The organism is Streptomyces sp. DF42 (assembly GCF_058267695.1).
Map to the genome: position 1 here is coordinate 1,537,155 of NZ_CM177859.1, position 13,764 is coordinate 1,550,918.

At 70.0% G+C, this 13,764-nt stretch carries 15 protein-coding genes; 7 read left to right on the plus strand and 8 right to left on the minus strand.

The genetic code is table 11. The features are described 5' to 3' along the window. Positions 1-166 precede the first annotated feature (166 nt). A complete protein-coding gene (locus ACYUED_RS06950) occupies positions 167-688 on the plus strand; it encodes a TnsA-like heteromeric transposase endonuclease subunit (RefSeq protein WP_491291420.1) in 522 nt (173 codons plus the stop codon). Here the strand turns inward: ACYUED_RS06950 and ACYUED_RS06955 are convergent. Next, a complete protein-coding gene (locus tag ACYUED_RS06955) occupies positions 645-908 on the minus strand; it encodes a substrate-binding domain-containing protein (protein WP_491291421.1) in 264 nt (87 codons plus the stop codon). The genes ACYUED_RS06950 and ACYUED_RS06955 overlap by 44 nt on opposite strands. 104 nt (positions 909-1,012) lie before the next feature. On the opposite strand from ACYUED_RS06955, the gene ACYUED_RS06960 reads away from it, so the two are divergent. Together ACYUED_RS06960 and ACYUED_RS06965 are read left to right on the plus strand one after the other, a co-directional pair. Continuing rightward, positions 1,013-1,288 carry a hypothetical protein gene (locus ACYUED_RS06960; protein ID WP_491291422.1) on the plus strand — a complete coding sequence of 92 codons (276 nt, stop codon included), beginning with the start codon at positions 1,013-1,015 and terminating at the stop codon, positions 1,286-1,288. A gap of 105 nt (positions 1,289-1,393) precedes the next feature. Continuing rightward, the gene (locus ACYUED_RS06965; RefSeq protein WP_491291423.1) at positions 1,394-2,290 is read left to right on the plus strand and encodes an aminoglycoside phosphotransferase family protein; all 897 of its coding nucleotides are present in this window, start codon (positions 1,394-1,396) and stop codon (positions 2,288-2,290) included. 148 nt (positions 2,291-2,438) lie between these two features. Here the strand turns inward: ACYUED_RS06965 and ACYUED_RS06970 are convergent, their stop codons facing one another. Both ACYUED_RS06970 and ACYUED_RS06975 read right to left on the minus strand, forming a co-directional pair. Beyond that, positions 2,439-4,079, minus strand: coding sequence for a thiamine pyrophosphate-binding protein (locus ACYUED_RS06970; RefSeq protein ID WP_491291424.1), 1,641 nt, complete (start codon positions 4,077-4,079; stop codon positions 2,439-2,441). Beyond that, complete coding sequence (locus ACYUED_RS06975) at positions 4,076-4,861, minus strand: cyclase family protein (RefSeq protein WP_491291425.1); 786 nt, start codon at positions 4,859-4,861, stop codon at positions 4,076-4,078. The genes ACYUED_RS06970 and ACYUED_RS06975 overlap by 4 nt, the downstream gene beginning before the upstream one ends. Positions 4,862-5,124: 263 nt before the next feature. Here ACYUED_RS06975 and ACYUED_RS06980 point away from each other — a divergent pair, with 263 nt between their 5' ends. Beyond that, positions 5,125-5,934, plus strand: a complete 810-nt coding sequence (locus tag ACYUED_RS06980; protein WP_491291426.1) for a PhzF family phenazine biosynthesis protein — start codon at positions 5,125-5,127, stop codon at positions 5,932-5,934. Positions 5,935-5,941: 7 nt separating this feature from the next. Here ACYUED_RS06980 and ACYUED_RS06985 read toward each other — a convergent pair whose 3' ends face one another. The 3 genes from ACYUED_RS06985 to ACYUED_RS06995 form a co-directional block, all read right to left on the minus strand. After that, entirely contained in the window at positions 5,942-6,742 is an 801-nt protein-coding gene (locus tag ACYUED_RS06985) for a CPBP family intramembrane glutamic endopeptidase (RefSeq protein WP_491291427.1), read from the minus strand. 194 nt (positions 6,743-6,936) lie between these two features. After that, a complete protein-coding gene (locus ACYUED_RS06990) occupies positions 6,937-7,209 on the minus strand; it encodes a hypothetical protein (RefSeq protein ID WP_491291428.1) in 273 nt (90 codons plus the stop codon). Positions 7,210-7,347: 138 nt separating this feature from the next. Further along, a complete protein-coding gene (locus ACYUED_RS06995) occupies positions 7,348-8,865 on the minus strand; it encodes a glutamate-cysteine ligase family protein (RefSeq protein ID WP_491291429.1) in 1,518 nt (505 codons plus the stop codon). A 563-nt stretch (positions 8,866-9,428) separates the two neighbouring features. Here ACYUED_RS06995 and ACYUED_RS07000 point away from each other — a divergent pair. The 3 genes from ACYUED_RS07000 to ACYUED_RS07010 all read left to right on the plus strand — a co-directional run bounded on the left by ACYUED_RS07000 (position 9,429) and on the right by ACYUED_RS07010 (position 11,854). After that, entirely contained in the window at positions 9,429-10,013 is a 585-nt protein-coding gene (locus tag ACYUED_RS07000; protein WP_491291430.1) for a hypothetical protein, read from the plus strand. Positions 10,014-10,441: 428 nt separating this feature from the next. Beyond that, a complete protein-coding gene (locus ACYUED_RS07005; RefSeq protein ID WP_323178073.1) occupies positions 10,442-10,633 on the plus strand; it encodes a DUF5999 family protein in 192 nt (63 codons plus the stop codon). A gap of 171 nt (positions 10,634-10,804) precedes the next feature. Continuing rightward, entirely contained in the window at positions 10,805-11,854 is a 1,050-nt protein-coding gene (locus ACYUED_RS07010; protein WP_491294170.1) for a LacI family DNA-binding transcriptional regulator, read from the plus strand. 1 nt (position 11,855) lies between these two features. Here ACYUED_RS07010 and ACYUED_RS07015 read toward each other — a convergent pair whose 3' ends face one another. Both ACYUED_RS07015 and ACYUED_RS07020 read right to left on the minus strand, forming a co-directional pair. Beyond that, positions 11,856-12,902 carry an endo-1,4-beta-xylanase gene (locus tag ACYUED_RS07015; RefSeq protein ID WP_491291431.1) on the minus strand — a complete coding sequence of 349 codons (1,047 nt, stop codon included), beginning with the start codon at positions 12,900-12,902 and terminating at the stop codon, positions 11,856-11,858. A gap of 53 nt (positions 12,903-12,955) precedes the next feature. Continuing rightward, entirely contained in the window at positions 12,956-13,720 is a 765-nt protein-coding gene (locus ACYUED_RS07020; RefSeq protein ID WP_491294172.1) for a carbohydrate ABC transporter permease, read from the minus strand. Positions 13,721-13,764: the final 44 nt, after the last annotated feature.

The following is a 13,764-nucleotide window of genomic DNA, read 5'->3' on the forward strand; positions in this document are numbered from 1 at the left end:
CGAACCGAGTCGTTCGGGCTTCTGCCTCAGCGAACCCGGTCGCGCGGTTGAGGGCGCTGGGGGTGCTGGACGGCTCTACCGGCTGGAGTGGATCAGGCGGGGCCGTGCGTCGAGTTGTCGTACGTCGACGCGGTAGGCGGGCCTTGTCGGTCCGCTGCGGGACTGTGTGACGAGCCGGTTCGAGGATGTCGATCCGGTACGGACGTTCCGCTGGTCGCGCGGTGAGCGTCACTTCCCGGGCTCGTACTGGGCGGCGACGGCCGGGCGGCACGTCGGCTTCGAGTCGTGGCTGGAGCGGGACCGACTGCCGCTGATGGACTTCGATCCGCACGTGGTGGGGATCGGCTCGCAGCCGTTCTGGCTGCACTGGCCTGACGGCGAGCGGGAGCGTCGCCACGCTCCGGACTACTTCGTGCGCCGCGCGGACGGCTCTGCGGTGGTCGTCGATGTCCGTGCGGACGAGCGGATCGAGCCGAAGGACACCGAAGCATTCGAGATGACACGCCTGCTCTGTCGCCCAGGCCGGGTGGAGTTTCGACCGGCAGGGGACACCGGACGCGGTACTGCCGGCCAATGTCCGGTGGCTGTCGCGCTAACGGCACCCACGGCGTCTGCACGACCCCGCCGCGGCCCGGAAAGGTGGGTTACGTCGTTCCGCGGACATTCAAGCTTGGCGTCAGGACGATAGGGGGCGGCAGTTCGCCTGCGAGGAGTTGGTCGACTTGGTGAATGGCCAGTTCGCCCAGCCGTCGCTTGTCGAGGTGGAGGGTGGTCAGTGGCGGGTCGACCAGATCGACGACGCTCAGCCCGTCATAGCCGACCAGTGCGCAGTCGTCCGGTACTTGGACGCCGAGCCGGCGGGCGGCCCGGAGCGCGCCGATCGCAACCGGGTCGTTGAAGGCGACCACGGCGGTGAGGTCCGGGCGCGCGGCGTACAGCGTCTCAACGCGGCGGCACCCCCGGCCGGGGACTGCTCACCCATGACAACCCAGCCCTCGTCGACGGGCAGCGCATGGTCGCCGACGACTTCGAGGAAGGTGCGGCGCCGGACCATCGGGGCGCTCACGCACTCGCAGTCGATCATGCCGATCCGGCGGTGACCCCGGTCGATGAGGTGCTGCATCCCGGCCCGGATTCCGGCGGCGGTGTCGATGTGGACCAACGCGTGGATCGACGAGTCCAGCCCGCGATCGACCAGAACCAGCGGCACGGTGCCCACGTACGGCTCGAGCCGCGCATCGGGATGACTGATGTAGCCGACAAGAGCGTCAACCTGTTGGCCGAGTGAGCGGACCAGGGCCAGCTCCCGGGACCGGTCGTTCTCGGTGCTGGCCACGAGCACCTGCCAGTCGCGTTCGTCCGCGGCCGCGACTAGTGGAAGAGCCTGCGAGAGATGACCATGCACGATGACCAAGTGGACGTGACCACCGAAATCGTTGCGGCCTTGATCCAAGAACAGTTCCCCCAGTGGAGCGGCAAGGCGGTCCAACTCCTGTCGTCGACCGGGACGATCAACGCCATCTTCCGTATCGGGAACGACCTCTCAGCGCGTTTCCCACTGCGTCTGGCCGATGCCGCCGAGGCGCTGGCAGTTCTGGAACAGGAAGCCCAGGCGAGCGCGGAGCTGGTACGGGTGTCCCGGTTCCCCGTCCCGGAACCCGTCGCCTTGGGAAAGCCTGGAGCGGGCTACCCCATGCCGTGGTCGGTCCAGACATGGCTGCCGGGAACGATCGCCTTTGATGCCGACCCAAGTGGATCGGACGCTTTTGCCCATGACCTCGCGGCCTTCATCGCAGCCCTCCGGGACGCCGAGACGCGGGGGCGGCTTTTCAGCGGCGAAAATCGTGGCGGCGTTCTCGCTCACCACGACGATTGGATGGCGCAGTGCTTCGAGGAGAGTGATGGGCTGCTCGACGTGCCCCGGCTGCGCCAGGTGTGGAGCCACTTTCGGGAGTTGCCACGCACGGGGGCCGACGTGATGAGCCATGGTGACTTGATTCCCGGGAATGTACTGGTCGCGGGAGACCGGCTCAGCGGCGTACTCGACACCGGCGGCTTCGGCCCGGCCGACCCCGCGCTGGATCTGGTCAGTGCCTGGCACCTGTTGCAGCCAGGCCCGCGGGACGTGCTCCGGCAGACACTGGCCTGTGACGATCTGGAATGGGAGCGCGGCAAGGCATGGGCGCTCGAACAGGCGATGGGTGTTGTCTGGTACTACGTCGAGAGCAATCCGACGATGAGCAGAATGGGGCGCCGGACACTGGACCGCATTCTGGAGTCGATGGAGTGATGTCGTTCCACGCGTCTCACCCAATCCAGTCCACACGGGTCAGCGCAACGCGGACGACTGGCTTCAATCAGACAGGACAGGCACAAAGGAGGGCCCGACCCCAGGTCAGGGCCGGGCCCGTGGGCGCGCAGTGGCGCTCATTGGGCGGTCAGTGGCCGCGGAACGCCTCTTCCAGCCACCAGGCCCCGTGGTCGCGGGTCACCTTGGCGTCGATGAGGAGAGGTGCCGAGCGTGGCCCGGCGACCCAGTCCCTTACGGCCTTGAGGTCGGCCGGCGTACGGACGGTCACCGCCTCGAAGCCGTAGCCGCGGGCGACGGCGGCGATGTCCGTCTCCGGGAAGGTGACCGTGTCGAGCGGGAAGCCGTCGGGGCCGAAGTGGTGCACCTCCGCTCCGTAGGCCTCGTCGTTGTAGACGACGACCACCATCGGCAGGCCGAGCCGGCGCACCGTGTCGAGTTCCACGGCGCTCATCAGCGCGCCGCCGTCCCCCAGGGCGGCCACGGGCATGCGGTCCGGCTGCGCCAGGGCCGCCCCGATCGTCGTCGCGAGGCCGAGGCCGATCGACTGGAAGGCCTGGGTGAAGCAGAACCCGGCGTGGTCGGGGACCGAGAGGTAGGCGCTCGGGTAGCCCATGAAGTTGCCCGAGTCGACGCCGACGACCCGCTCGGCGGGCAGGATGTCGTCGAGCGCGATGCTGAGCGTGCGCGGGTCGATCCGCTCCCGGGTGCCCTCGTCCTCGTACGGCACGTCCCGCCACCGTCCCCGTGCGGCGAGGGCTTCCGCGATGCCGGGCCTCCGGTAGCCCACGTCCCCCTCGCCGCCTGCCTCCAGCGCCCGTCGTGCGGTGCGCTCCACGTCTCCGGTGAGGCCGAGCGTGATCTCCCTGTGCGCGCCGAGCGCCTCCGGGTCGTCGTCGACCTGTACGACGGTCGCGCCGGCGCCGATCAGACTGCCGTGCCGCATGGTCCACATGTTCAGCGCGCAGCCCCAGCCCACGATCAGGTCGGCGCCCTGGATCAGTTCGGTCGCCAGGGGGGAGGCGAAGCCGCCGGAGACGTCGAGCGACCAGGGGCTGCCGTGGAACAGGCCACGGGCGACGGCCGAGGTCGCGAGCAGTGCGCCGTGCCGGTCGGCGAGTGCGGCCAGGGCGTCACGGGCGGCAGCGGTGCGGGCGCCGCGGCCGGCCACGAAGACCGGACGTCGGGAGCGTTCCAGCGCTCGTACCAGATCCGCCACCGCGCTCTGCGACGGCTCGGCCTGCTCCGGTGCGGACAGCGGTACGGCGGCCGGTGCCACGTCGGCCGGCACGTCGAGGGCCTGCACCTCCAGCGGCAGGTTGAGCAGGACCGTACGCCGTTCGTGCCGGGCCCTGCGCAGGGCGGCCCGAGCCTGCTCGACCGCGTCGTGCGCTGTCGTCAGGCGTGCGGTGACTGCTCCGACGGAGTGCGCCAACACGGCTTGTTCGATACGGAAGTTGGACCGCTGCGCGGTCGCCTCGGCAGCCAGCACGAGCAGCGGCGTACGGCTCTTGGCCGCCTCGGTGATGCCGGTCAGGGCGTTGGTCAGGCCGGGCCCCTGGTGGACACTGAGCGCGGCCACCGAGCCGCTCGTACGGGCGTACGCGTCGGCCATGGTCGCCGCGCCGCCCTCGTGCCGTGCGGCGACGAACCGGGCGCCGGCCGCCACCATCGCGTTGGTCAGATGGAAGTTGCCCGAGCCGACCACGCCGAAGACGTGGTCGACCCCCGAGGCGGTCAGCGCCCGTCCGACGGCTTCGGCGACCTTCATGACCGCTCCACCAGAGCGAGCACGCGCGCGGGTGCACCGGATCCCGAGACGATGGGCAGCGGTCCCGCGATGACGAGGGCGCCGGTCGGGGGCAGTGCCGCGAGGTTCTGCAGCTGGGTCAGCCCGTACTTGTCGGCGCCCAGAAGGTGGGAGTGGCAGGGGAACGGGGGCTCGAAGGAGTGCGCACGGCCCGCGTCCGTGCCGACCGTCTCCGTGCCGAAACCGAGCACCGGCGACTCCTCGGCCACCCAGCGCGCGCACTCCGGTGACAGACCGGGTGTGTGCGGGCCGTTCTCGTCGGCGTTGAGGAACGCCTCCTGTGACGCGGAGCGGGCGTCCCAGCCGGTGCGCAGCAGCAGCCAGCCCCCGTCGGGCAGGGGCCCGTTGTCGGCCTCCCAGGTCCTGATGTGGTCCACCTCGACCAGGAAGTCGGGATCCTTCGCGGCCTGCGCGGAGAAGTCCAGCACGGCCGCCGGCGCGATCAGCCGGCCCGCCGGCACCGACGCCACGTCGGAGAGGTCCTTTCCGGTGACCCAGTGGACCGGTGCGTCGAAGTGGGTGCCCGTGTGCTCACCGCTGCGGAAGTTGTTCCAGTACCAGGCCGGGCCCCGGTCGTCGTAGCGGCTGATCTCCTCCAGTTCGAAGACCTGGGTCTGGCCGAACTGGGGCGGCAGCCGGATCACGGGGGTGGACGACGACAGCGGCGACGTGAGGTCGACGACCTCGATCGAACCACTCCGCAGCCCCGACAGCAGGGCGGCGAGCACGGACGGCTGGGACATGACGGCCTCCTGGCGGAGTCGGACTGTCAACGCCTGCGTGTACAGGGTGTCAGCCGACGGCCGGTTCTCCGAGCCCTGTGGCTCGGTCGGACGCGGAACGCGGGCCGGGCGGCGGCTCCTGCGCGGGAGGCGCCCCGCGCGACGGTCCCCTTTCTGTTCGCGCAGGGGTGGTGAGCCGTCCGGGCGAACGGCGCGCCGAAATCGGTCCAGCTTGCCGGAATTGGCCTTGGCCGACGGGCCGCGGCAGCGCCTAGCGTCAGAGCATGCGCATTCGAATCGTCGACGCCTTCACCGACCGTCCCTTCGGCGGCAACCCCGCCGGTGTCCTGCTCCTCGACGCCTTCCCGGACGACGAGCGGCTGCAGAAGATCGCCCTGGAGGTCAACCACGCGGAGACGGCTTTCGCGCACCGGCTGCCGGAGGGCGGGGAGGCCGACTGGGCGCTGCGCTGGTTCACTCCGGCCACCGAGGTCAACATGTGCGGCCACGCGACGCTCGCCACCGCCCACGTCCTGCACACCACCGGCGCCCACGAGGGCACGGTGCGCTTCGCCACCCGCAGCGGTGTTCTCGCCGCGACGCCCCGGGAGGACGGCTCCATCACCCTGGACTTCCCGACGGCACCGCTCACGCCGGTCGCGGTCCCGGCAGGGATGGCCGAGGCGCTGGGCGCCGAGCCGCGTGCCGCCTTCGACACCGGCCCGAACGTCGGCGACCTGGTCCTGGAACTCACCGCCGAGAAGACGGTGCACGCCCTCACCCCCGACTTCAGGGCGCTCGCCGCCTTCGCCGAGCGCGGCATCATCGCCACCGCCCGCGCCGAGGACCCGTCCCGGGGCTACGACTTCGTCTCCCGCTGCTTCTTCCCGAACGCCGGCATCGACGAGGACCCGGTCACCGGCAGCGCCCACACCGCCCTCGCCCCGTTCTGGTCCGAGCGCCTGGGCCGCCCCGACCTCACCGGACTGCAGGCCTCGTCCCGCTCCGGCTGTGTCCGCACCGAGCTGCGCGGTGACCGCACGCTGCTGAGCGGACGCGCGGTCACCGTCATCGAGGGCGAGTTGCTGGCGTAGCCGCGCCTCACGCCGTCGGCAGCCAGCCCACCTTGCCGGCCAGCAGCGCGTATCCCACGAACGCCCCGATATCGAGCAGGGAATGTGCCACCACCAGGGGACCCACCCGGCCCCACCTGCGGTACAGGTACACGAACACCACGCCCATCACCATGTTGCCGACGAAGCCGCCGATGCCCTGGTAGAGGTGATACGAGCCGCGCAGTACGGCGCTGGCCACCAGGGCGGTGCCGGGTGTCCAGCCCAACTGCCCCAGCCGGCGCAGCAGATAGCCGACGACGATGACCTCTTCGAGGATCGCGTTCTGCATCGCCGAAAGGATCAGCACCGGGTACTTCCACCACACGTCGGGCAGCGCCTCCGGCACGACCGTGAGGTTGAAGCCCAGCCCACGTGCGGCCAGGTAGAAGGCGATTCCTGTGCTGCCGATCACGGCCGCTAGCGCCGCGCCGCGACCGAGATCCGGCCACGGCCGGGTGCGATCGAAGCCGATGGTGCGCATGCCTTCGCCCTCGCGCATCAGGAAGTGCGCGACGAGCGCGACCGGCACCAGAGCCGAGGCGATCCCGAAGAGCTGCCAAGCGAGATCGAGCCAGGGGCGGCCCGGCGCGGCCGAGGCGTTGAGAGTGGCCGCCTGGTCCTTGAGACCGCCGGGTTTCGTGACCGATCCGACAAAGCTGATCAGGGCGGACAGCCCACTCGCACCGAGTGAAAGCCCCAGAACGAGCAGTGTCTCGTCACGGAGGATCCGCCGCGAAGGACGTTCCGGCGGAAAGGAATCCGCCACCGGGCCCGCCTCTGCCTGCACACCTGCCTCCAGTTGAGTAATCCAGCCTCATCCCCACCGCCGCCCCATCACCGTCTCGAAAGAAGTTTCGAAATTCGTGCGCTGGGCCGTCAGGGGGACGGACGCCGTACGGGGCGCACCTCCCCTTTCTGCATGCCATACGGCCGCATCGCAGCACGAGGTTCAACAGGGAGGGGCACCACCGGCATGGGACGTCACAGCTTGCCCGACCAGTATGGGGCGGGCAGCAGCGACCCCCGTCCACGCGCGCGCCGCCGCACCGTGGCCATCGCGACGGTCCTCACCGTCGCCGGCTCCACGGCGGGCGCGGTCGAGGGCGGCCTGCTCTCGTTCGGTTCCTCGCGCCAGGACGACCCGGTGGGTCTCGGCCTCGCCGCCTCGCCGGACATCGCCCCCGCGCACACGGCCGCGACGAAGCGGGCCCAGGACGACAACGTCACCTCGGACGGCCGCTGCGTCGCGCTCACGGTGACCGCACGCGCCGCGTACAAGTGTCGCGGACACGCCGGCCGCGTACAGGAAGACCTTCGCCCAGTTATGGGTGCCGGACCCGGACATGCGGATCGACCGGATCACGGCGGGCAACGTGTTCTGCCGTGCGCCGCTCAGCCCAGCGGCACGGGTTCCGGCAGGCCCACCGGCCAGGTGTGCACCGGCTCCCCGATGCGCATCAGCTCGGCGTACCGCCGGGTGGTGGCCGCCAGTGCGGCATCGCGCGAGTGGCCCGCCTCCAGGGCCCGGTGGAAGGTCGCCGCCTGCCAGGACGCGCCGTTGACCCGGCGCCGACAGCGCTCGTCGATGACACCGAGGTACAGATCCCGGTCGGCGGGTTCGACCCCCCACGCGTCCAGGCCCGCCTCGGCGAGCGGCAGGAGTTCGTCGCGTACGAGGCTCACCGCGTCGACCTGTGTGATGCCGCCGTAGCGTCCGCGCCGCGGCCACTGAAGGCGGGCGTCGATGCCGTGTTTGCACGCGGCGTCGAAGTTGGCGGCGGCCGCCTCGAAGGGCAGCCGGGTCCACACGGGCCGCGGCTCCTCGGCGAGGGCGCGGACGAGGCCGTAGTAGAACGCCGCGTTGGCGACGACATCGGTGACGGTGGGCCCGGCGGGCAGGACGCGGTTCTCGACCCGCAGGTGCGGGACGCCGTCGGCGATGCCGTAGACCGGGCGGTTCCAGCGGTACACCGTGCCGTTGTGCAGGACGAGTTCGGCGAGCTTCGGGATGCCGCCCGCGTCGAGGACCTCAAGGGGGTCCTCCTCGTCGCAGATCGGCAGCAGCGCCGGGTAGTAGCGCAGGTTCTCCTCGAAGAGGTCGTACGCCGAGGAGATCCATCGCTCCCCGAACCAGGTACGCGGGCGCACCCCTTGGGCCTGGAGCTCCGGCGGGCGGGTGTCGGTGGACTGCTGGAAGAGCGGGGGCCTGGACTCGCGCCACAGCTCACGTCCGAACAGGAAGGGCGAGTTGGCGCCGACGGCGATCTGGGCGGCGGCGACGGCCTGAGCGGCGTTCCACACGTCGGCGAAGCGGCCCGGGGTGACCTGGAGGTGCAGCTGCACGGAGGTGCAGGCGGCTTCGGGCGCGATGGACTTCGAGGTGCACGTGAGGTGCTCCACGCCGTCGATGTCGAGGGCGAAGTCCTCGCCGCGGGCGGCCACGATCTGTTCGTTGAGCAGCGCGTAGCGGTCGACGTCGGAGAGGTTGGAGGAGACCAGGTCGTCCCGGTCGAGAGTCGGCAGAATGCCGATCATCACGATTCCCGCATCCACCTCGCCCGCTTTTCTATGGGCATATGCCAGCGACGTCCGAAGTTCCTCCGCGAGACGGTCGAATACGCGCCCACCCAAAGGGTGTGGGGCTATGTTGACTTCCAGATTGAACATGGCGAGTTCTGTTTGGAAATCGCGGCTCGCGATCCGTTCGAGGACCTGCGCATTGAGCATTTTCGGCATGCCGTCGCGACCGGCCAGATTCAGTTCGATCTCCAGCCCCATGAGGGCCTTCGGGCGATCGAACCGCTTCTGGTCCAGGAGTCGCTCCAGTCCCGACAGGCACCGCCGGAGCTTGTCGCGATAGTGCTGCCGATCGGACAGGTCGAACCGCCCTGCCACGACCTTCTCCCCCATCGGCGTGTCCCTCCTAGGATCAGCGGCCCCACCGGGCCTGCCCGACGCATCGTCCGCCGGTCTCGGGTCACGTGGGATGATGCCCAGCCTCGGCGATCAATAACGTCCCCACGCGGGCCCGCCGCCCGCTACTCTGACGAAAGTGACCTGAGGCACATTCGCCGGGCATGGACACGCCGCAGTTTCCGGCCGTCGACGCACTAGTGAAAAACGCCGACGAGAATTGGCCGACCGCTTCCGGGGCATTTCCCGAGGTCGCCGACGTAAGCTCGGACCAGAATCGGGACGATTCCCACGTATCGCTGACTGTATACACCCTTGCCGAGTGCACCGGAAACGGTTAGACGAAACACGGTCTGAACACATGTCGTATAAACTCCGCGAACAAGACAGAGGGTTGGCGCCCGAGGTCATGGAACCTGCCGTCGAGGTGACGTGCGGCAGGCCTCACCCACACTCCTCGTTCCCAGACCCGGCCCCCTCCCCTCTGGCCCCGTGAGCAGACAGCGCCGTCCGCCCCCGCCCTCGCGCCACTGTGCCTGTCGAATGAGAGGCGACCCACCATGCCGCTGCATGTACCCCCGGCTCCCGCGCCCGCCCTTCGCACCGTCCTCACCGCTCTCGGTTCACCGACTGCGGTACGCGAGGCCCGAACTCCCTCGCTGCTGCGCTCCCAGGGGCCCTGCACACCCGAACTCCCGCTGCCCGTACACGTACTGGACCGGCTCACCCCCGCGGGCGCATCCGCCACCCGGCTGGCCGGGTGGCGCTTCCTGATCCGCTGCGGCGAGCGCGCGGTGGCCGCGGCCGACACCATGCTGACCCCCGACGGCTGGGCGTTCTCGCACTTCTTCGAGGGGCCCTACATCGACTCCACCGAGCGCGCCCTGCGTCAGGCCGAGGCGATGAACCAGCCCTACCAGCCCCGTCTGCTCTCGGTACCCAGCCTGTACATGCTGACACTGTGGCTGCACGGCGACTGCACGGCGGACGGTGCCGCCGGCCACCCCGCCGCCACGGACCTGCTCGTCCCGCTGGCGCCCGCACCTCCCGGCATCGCGGCTCACCGCCCGCATCGCGTCGCCGAACTGCTCCCGGTCCTCACCCATCGGGCGACTCCCGCCCCGCTGCTGATCTCGCCCGCCTGAACCACCTTCGCAAGGCCCTTCGTACCCCGCCCCGGAATTCCGGACAGCGGGGTACGACACTTTTCCCTCCCCTTTTCTCTCCCGTTTCCATCCCGCCCCCTTCCACTTCCCTTCAGCAGCGCGCTCGTACGAGCCATTGACTGCTCGTACGAGCCGAAAAATGCCGCCGACCTGTAAGGACTAGCCCTATCCGGCCACGGGGAACCACCCGAATTGGCAGTGCAGTTGGACTGAACCGTCCGCGCGGGTGATGCGTCCTCAACCTATGAGAAGCGGTGCCGCGAAATCCCTGCGGATCGGCGCCCGTGGGGCAACACTGGGACTGGACCGACTTATCACTACGGGGGGCGGCCATGAACGGAGCTTCAAGCCGCGGGACAGACACGACAGCCATCCCACTCATCACGACAGAGCGAAAGATCCCATCAATGTGCCAGCACCAGCCACCGTGTCCGACAGCCCACTCCGCCGACCGGGAATCCGCCCGACTCGTGGCGCACCACCCGGAGCAGGGATGGAGCCTGCTGTGCAACGGCGTTCTGCTCTTCGAGGACACCGGTGAGCTCCTGCCCGACGGCCAGATCATCGCCCCGCACCGCCAGGTGATGACGGCCGCCTGAGCGGCACCGGGCGGGGTGAGTCACCGCCCGGAGACTTGAGGGGCCGGTCGCGTGACACGCTGCGAACCGGCCCCGACGTATGTCCGGAGGCGATCACTCCGTGTAGTGCCGTGTGCCACTGCGGTCATGGTCCTGGACGTTTCGAGGCACGTCTCGACGGAGGTGGGGGAACTGGCAGCGGACGAGGCCGTCGCGGAGGGAGCGTCCGAGACCCGCGGCAAGGTCACCATCAGGGAGATCGCCAGGCAGGCCGGGGTCTCGGTGCCGACGGTGTCCCGGGTCGTCAACGGCCGGGCCGACGTCTCGCCGCAGACCCGCGCCCGGGTCGAGGACCTGCTGCTCCGGTACGGCCACCGCAGGCGCGCCGCCGCCTCCGGCTCCCGTGCGGCCCTGCTCGACCTGGTCTTCAACGACCTCCGCAGCCCCTGGGCGATGGAGATCATCCGGGGTGTCGAGGACGTCGCGCACACGACCGGGGCCGGCGTCGTGGTGTCGGCGGTGCACGGCCGCTCGGGGGACGCCCGCGCGTGGACGCGCAATCTCCGGGCCCGCGCCTCCGACGGCGTCATCCTCGTCACCTCGGCACTGGAGCCGGTAATGCACGAGGAGTTGCGCGCCCTGGGCGTCCCGCTGGTGGTCGTCGACCCGGCGGGTTCCCCCGCCCTCGACGTCCCCACGATCGGCGCCGCCAACTGGTCGGGCGGCATGGCGGCCACCGGGCATCTGCTGTCGCTGGGGCACCGCAGGACCGGCATGATCACGGGCCCGCCCGGGCTGCTGTGCTCACGTGCCCGGTCCGACGGCCACCGTGCCGCGCTGGAGGGCGCGGGCCTCACGGTCGACGAGTCCCTCGTCGTGACGGGCGACTTCCACCCCGAGTCCGGCTTCGCCGGCTGCGACACGCTCCTGGACCTGCCCCGGCCGCCGACCGCCGTGTTCGCGGCCGGCGACCAGATGGCACTGGGTGCGATCGAGGCACTGCGCCGCCGGGGCCTCAGGGTGCCGGAGGACATGAGCGTGGTCGGTTTCGACGACCTTCCGGAGGTCCGCTGGTCGTCCCCGCCGCTGACCACGGTCCGCCAACCACTCGCCGACATGGGCAAGTTGGCCGTCCGTACGGTGCTCCGCCTGGCGCGCGGCGAACAGCCGGACTCCCCGCGCGTGGAACTGGGCACCGAGCTGGTCGTGCGGTCCAGCACCGCACCACCGGCACACCGTTGAGCTACCGGAGAGCCTCCCTGATCGCGAAGTACGCCGCCTTCGGCCGGAGCTGCTCGTCCCAGGGGAGCGCGGCCCCCTCCCCGGGGAAGACCGCCGGGATCCACGAGTACTTGTCGGTGTAGTCCCACACCGTGATGCCCACGCACCGGCGTACCGCGAGGCACGCCTTGGTCAGGTCCCGGTACCACGCGGCCTGCGTGGCCGGCTTGGCGTCGTCCGCGGGCAGGATCATCCGTACGTCGACCTCGGTGAGCGCGGTGTCGAGGCCGAGCCGGGAGAATCGGCGGAGGTTGTCCTCCAGAGTGGTCGGATAGCCGTACTGGAGAGCCAGATGGGCCTGGAAACCTACGCCGTCGAGCGGAACGTGCCGTGCCTTGAGGTCCTTGGCCAGCTGGTAGTAGGCGTCGCTCTTCGGGCCGACCGCCTCGATGTTGTAGTCGTTGAGGTACAGCCTGGCGTGCGGGTCTGCCTGGTGGGCCCAACGCAGGGCGTCCGCGATGTAGCCGGGGCCGAGCGTCTTGTACCAGATGGTCTCGCGGTAGGTGCCGTCCTCGTTGAAAGCCTCGTTGACGACGTCCCAGGAGTAGACCTTGCCGCGGTAGTGCCGTACCTCCGTCTGGATGTGCTTCTTCAGTACGGCCCTCAGCTCGTCCGCCGTCCACTCCCGGCCGGTCACCCAGCTGGGCAGCTGGCTGTGCCAGACCAGGGTGTGGGCGCGGACCTTCTGATGGTTCTTCCGGGCGAGGCCGACGATCTCGTCGCCGTTCGTCCAGTCGAAGACGCCCTGTTGGGGCTCGGTGGCGTACCACTTCATGCCGTTGCCGGGCGTGATCATGTCGAACTCGCTGCCGAGCAGGCCCGTGTAGGCGGTGTCGGTGAGTTCGGGGTTGTCGGTGGCGCTGCCGAAGTAGCGGCCGTGGCGCTGGGCCAGCTCCGCGAGTGTCGGCTTCTTCGGGCTCGCCTGGGCCGTGGGACCGGTGGCGAGGCCGGTGACGACCAGGGCGGCCGCGAGTGCTCCGGCGAGTCTGAGACGGGTGGTCTTGCGCATGGTGCGACTCCTCACGTGCTGTGGTGTGGGGCCGTACGTCCGCGGGCGCGCGCTCATCCCTTCGTGGCGCCGGCGGTGAGGCCGCCGACGAGCTGGCGCTCGGCGACCGAGTAGAAGGCGAGGGCCGGGACCATCGCGAGGACGAGATAGGCGAAGACACGGGCGTACTCCGTCGAGTACTGGCCCTGGAACTGGGCGACGCCCAGGGGCAGGGTCCACCACTTGGAGTCGGTGAACACCAGCAGCGGCAGCATGAAGTTGTTCCAGCTGGCGACGACGGCCAGCACCGAGACCGTGCCGAGCGCGGGCCGCGCCATGGGCAGCAGCACCCGCCAGAAGAACCCGAAGGAGCTGCAGCCGTCGAGGGTGGCCGCCTCCTCCAGCTCGCCCGGGATCTGCCGGAAGAACGCCCGAAGAATGATGATCGTCATCGGCAGTCCGTAGGCGGCCTGCGGGAGGATCACGCCCAGCGGGTTGTCCAGCAGGTCCATCTGGCGCAGCAGCAGGAACAGCGGCAGTGCGGCCACCGCGAAGGGGAACATCAGCCCCATCGTGAAGAAGGTGAACAGCAACTCCCGTCCACGGAAGGCGAACCGGGCGAAGGAGAAGGCGGCGAGCGCGGACACGGCGACCACGAGCACGGCCGTCGCCACGGCGATCAGCGTGCTGTTGCCGAGCAGCCGCCAGAAGTCGCCCGAGTCGATGATGTCGGTGTAGTTGCCGCTCAGCCAGTGCTCGGGCACCCCGAACGGGTTGCGGGAGAGCTCGTCGGTGGACTTGAAGCCGGACACGACGGCGTACACCACGGGTACGAGCATCACCACGCCCACGGCCACGAGGATCACGTGCAGCGGCAGAGTGC

What these genes read in the sequence shown, in the direction of transcription:
- ACYUED_RS06965 (WP_491291423.1), top strand. Translation starts at nt 1,394, where the DNA reads ATGACCATGCACGATGACCAAGTGGACGTGACCACCGAAATCGTTGCG.
- ACYUED_RS06975 (WP_491291425.1), bottom strand. Translation starts at nt 4,861, where the DNA reads ATGTCCCAGCCGTCCGTGCTCGCCGCCCTGCTGTCGGGGCTGCGGAGT.
- ACYUED_RS07020 (WP_491294172.1), bottom strand. Translation starts at nt 13,720, where the DNA reads ATGCTCGTACCCGTGGTGTACGCCGTCGTGTCCGGCTTCAAGTCCACC.
- ACYUED_RS06960 (WP_491291422.1), top strand. Translation starts at nt 1,013, where the DNA reads ATGGTCGCCGACGACTTCGAGGAAGGTGCGGCGCCGGACCATCGGGGC.
- ACYUED_RS07005 (WP_323178073.1), top strand. Translation starts at nt 10,442, where the DNA reads ATGTGCCAGCACCAGCCACCGTGTCCGACAGCCCACTCCGCCGACCGG.
- ACYUED_RS06995 (WP_491291429.1), bottom strand. Translation starts at nt 8,865, where the DNA reads ATGGGGGAGAAGGTCGTGGCAGGGCGGTTCGACCTGTCCGATCGGCAG.
- ACYUED_RS07000 (WP_491291430.1), top strand. Translation starts at nt 9,429, where the DNA reads ATGCCGCTGCATGTACCCCCGGCTCCCGCGCCCGCCCTTCGCACCGTC.
- ACYUED_RS07015 (WP_491291431.1), bottom strand. Translation starts at nt 12,902, where the DNA reads ATGCGCAAGACCACCCGTCTCAGACTCGCCGGAGCACTCGCGGCCGCC.
- ACYUED_RS06970 (WP_491291424.1), bottom strand. Translation starts at nt 4,079, where the DNA reads ATGAAGGTCGCCGAAGCCGTCGGACGGGCGCTGACCGCCTCGGGGGTC.
- ACYUED_RS06980 (WP_491291426.1), top strand. Translation starts at nt 5,125, where the DNA reads ATGCGCATTCGAATCGTCGACGCCTTCACCGACCGTCCCTTCGGCGGC.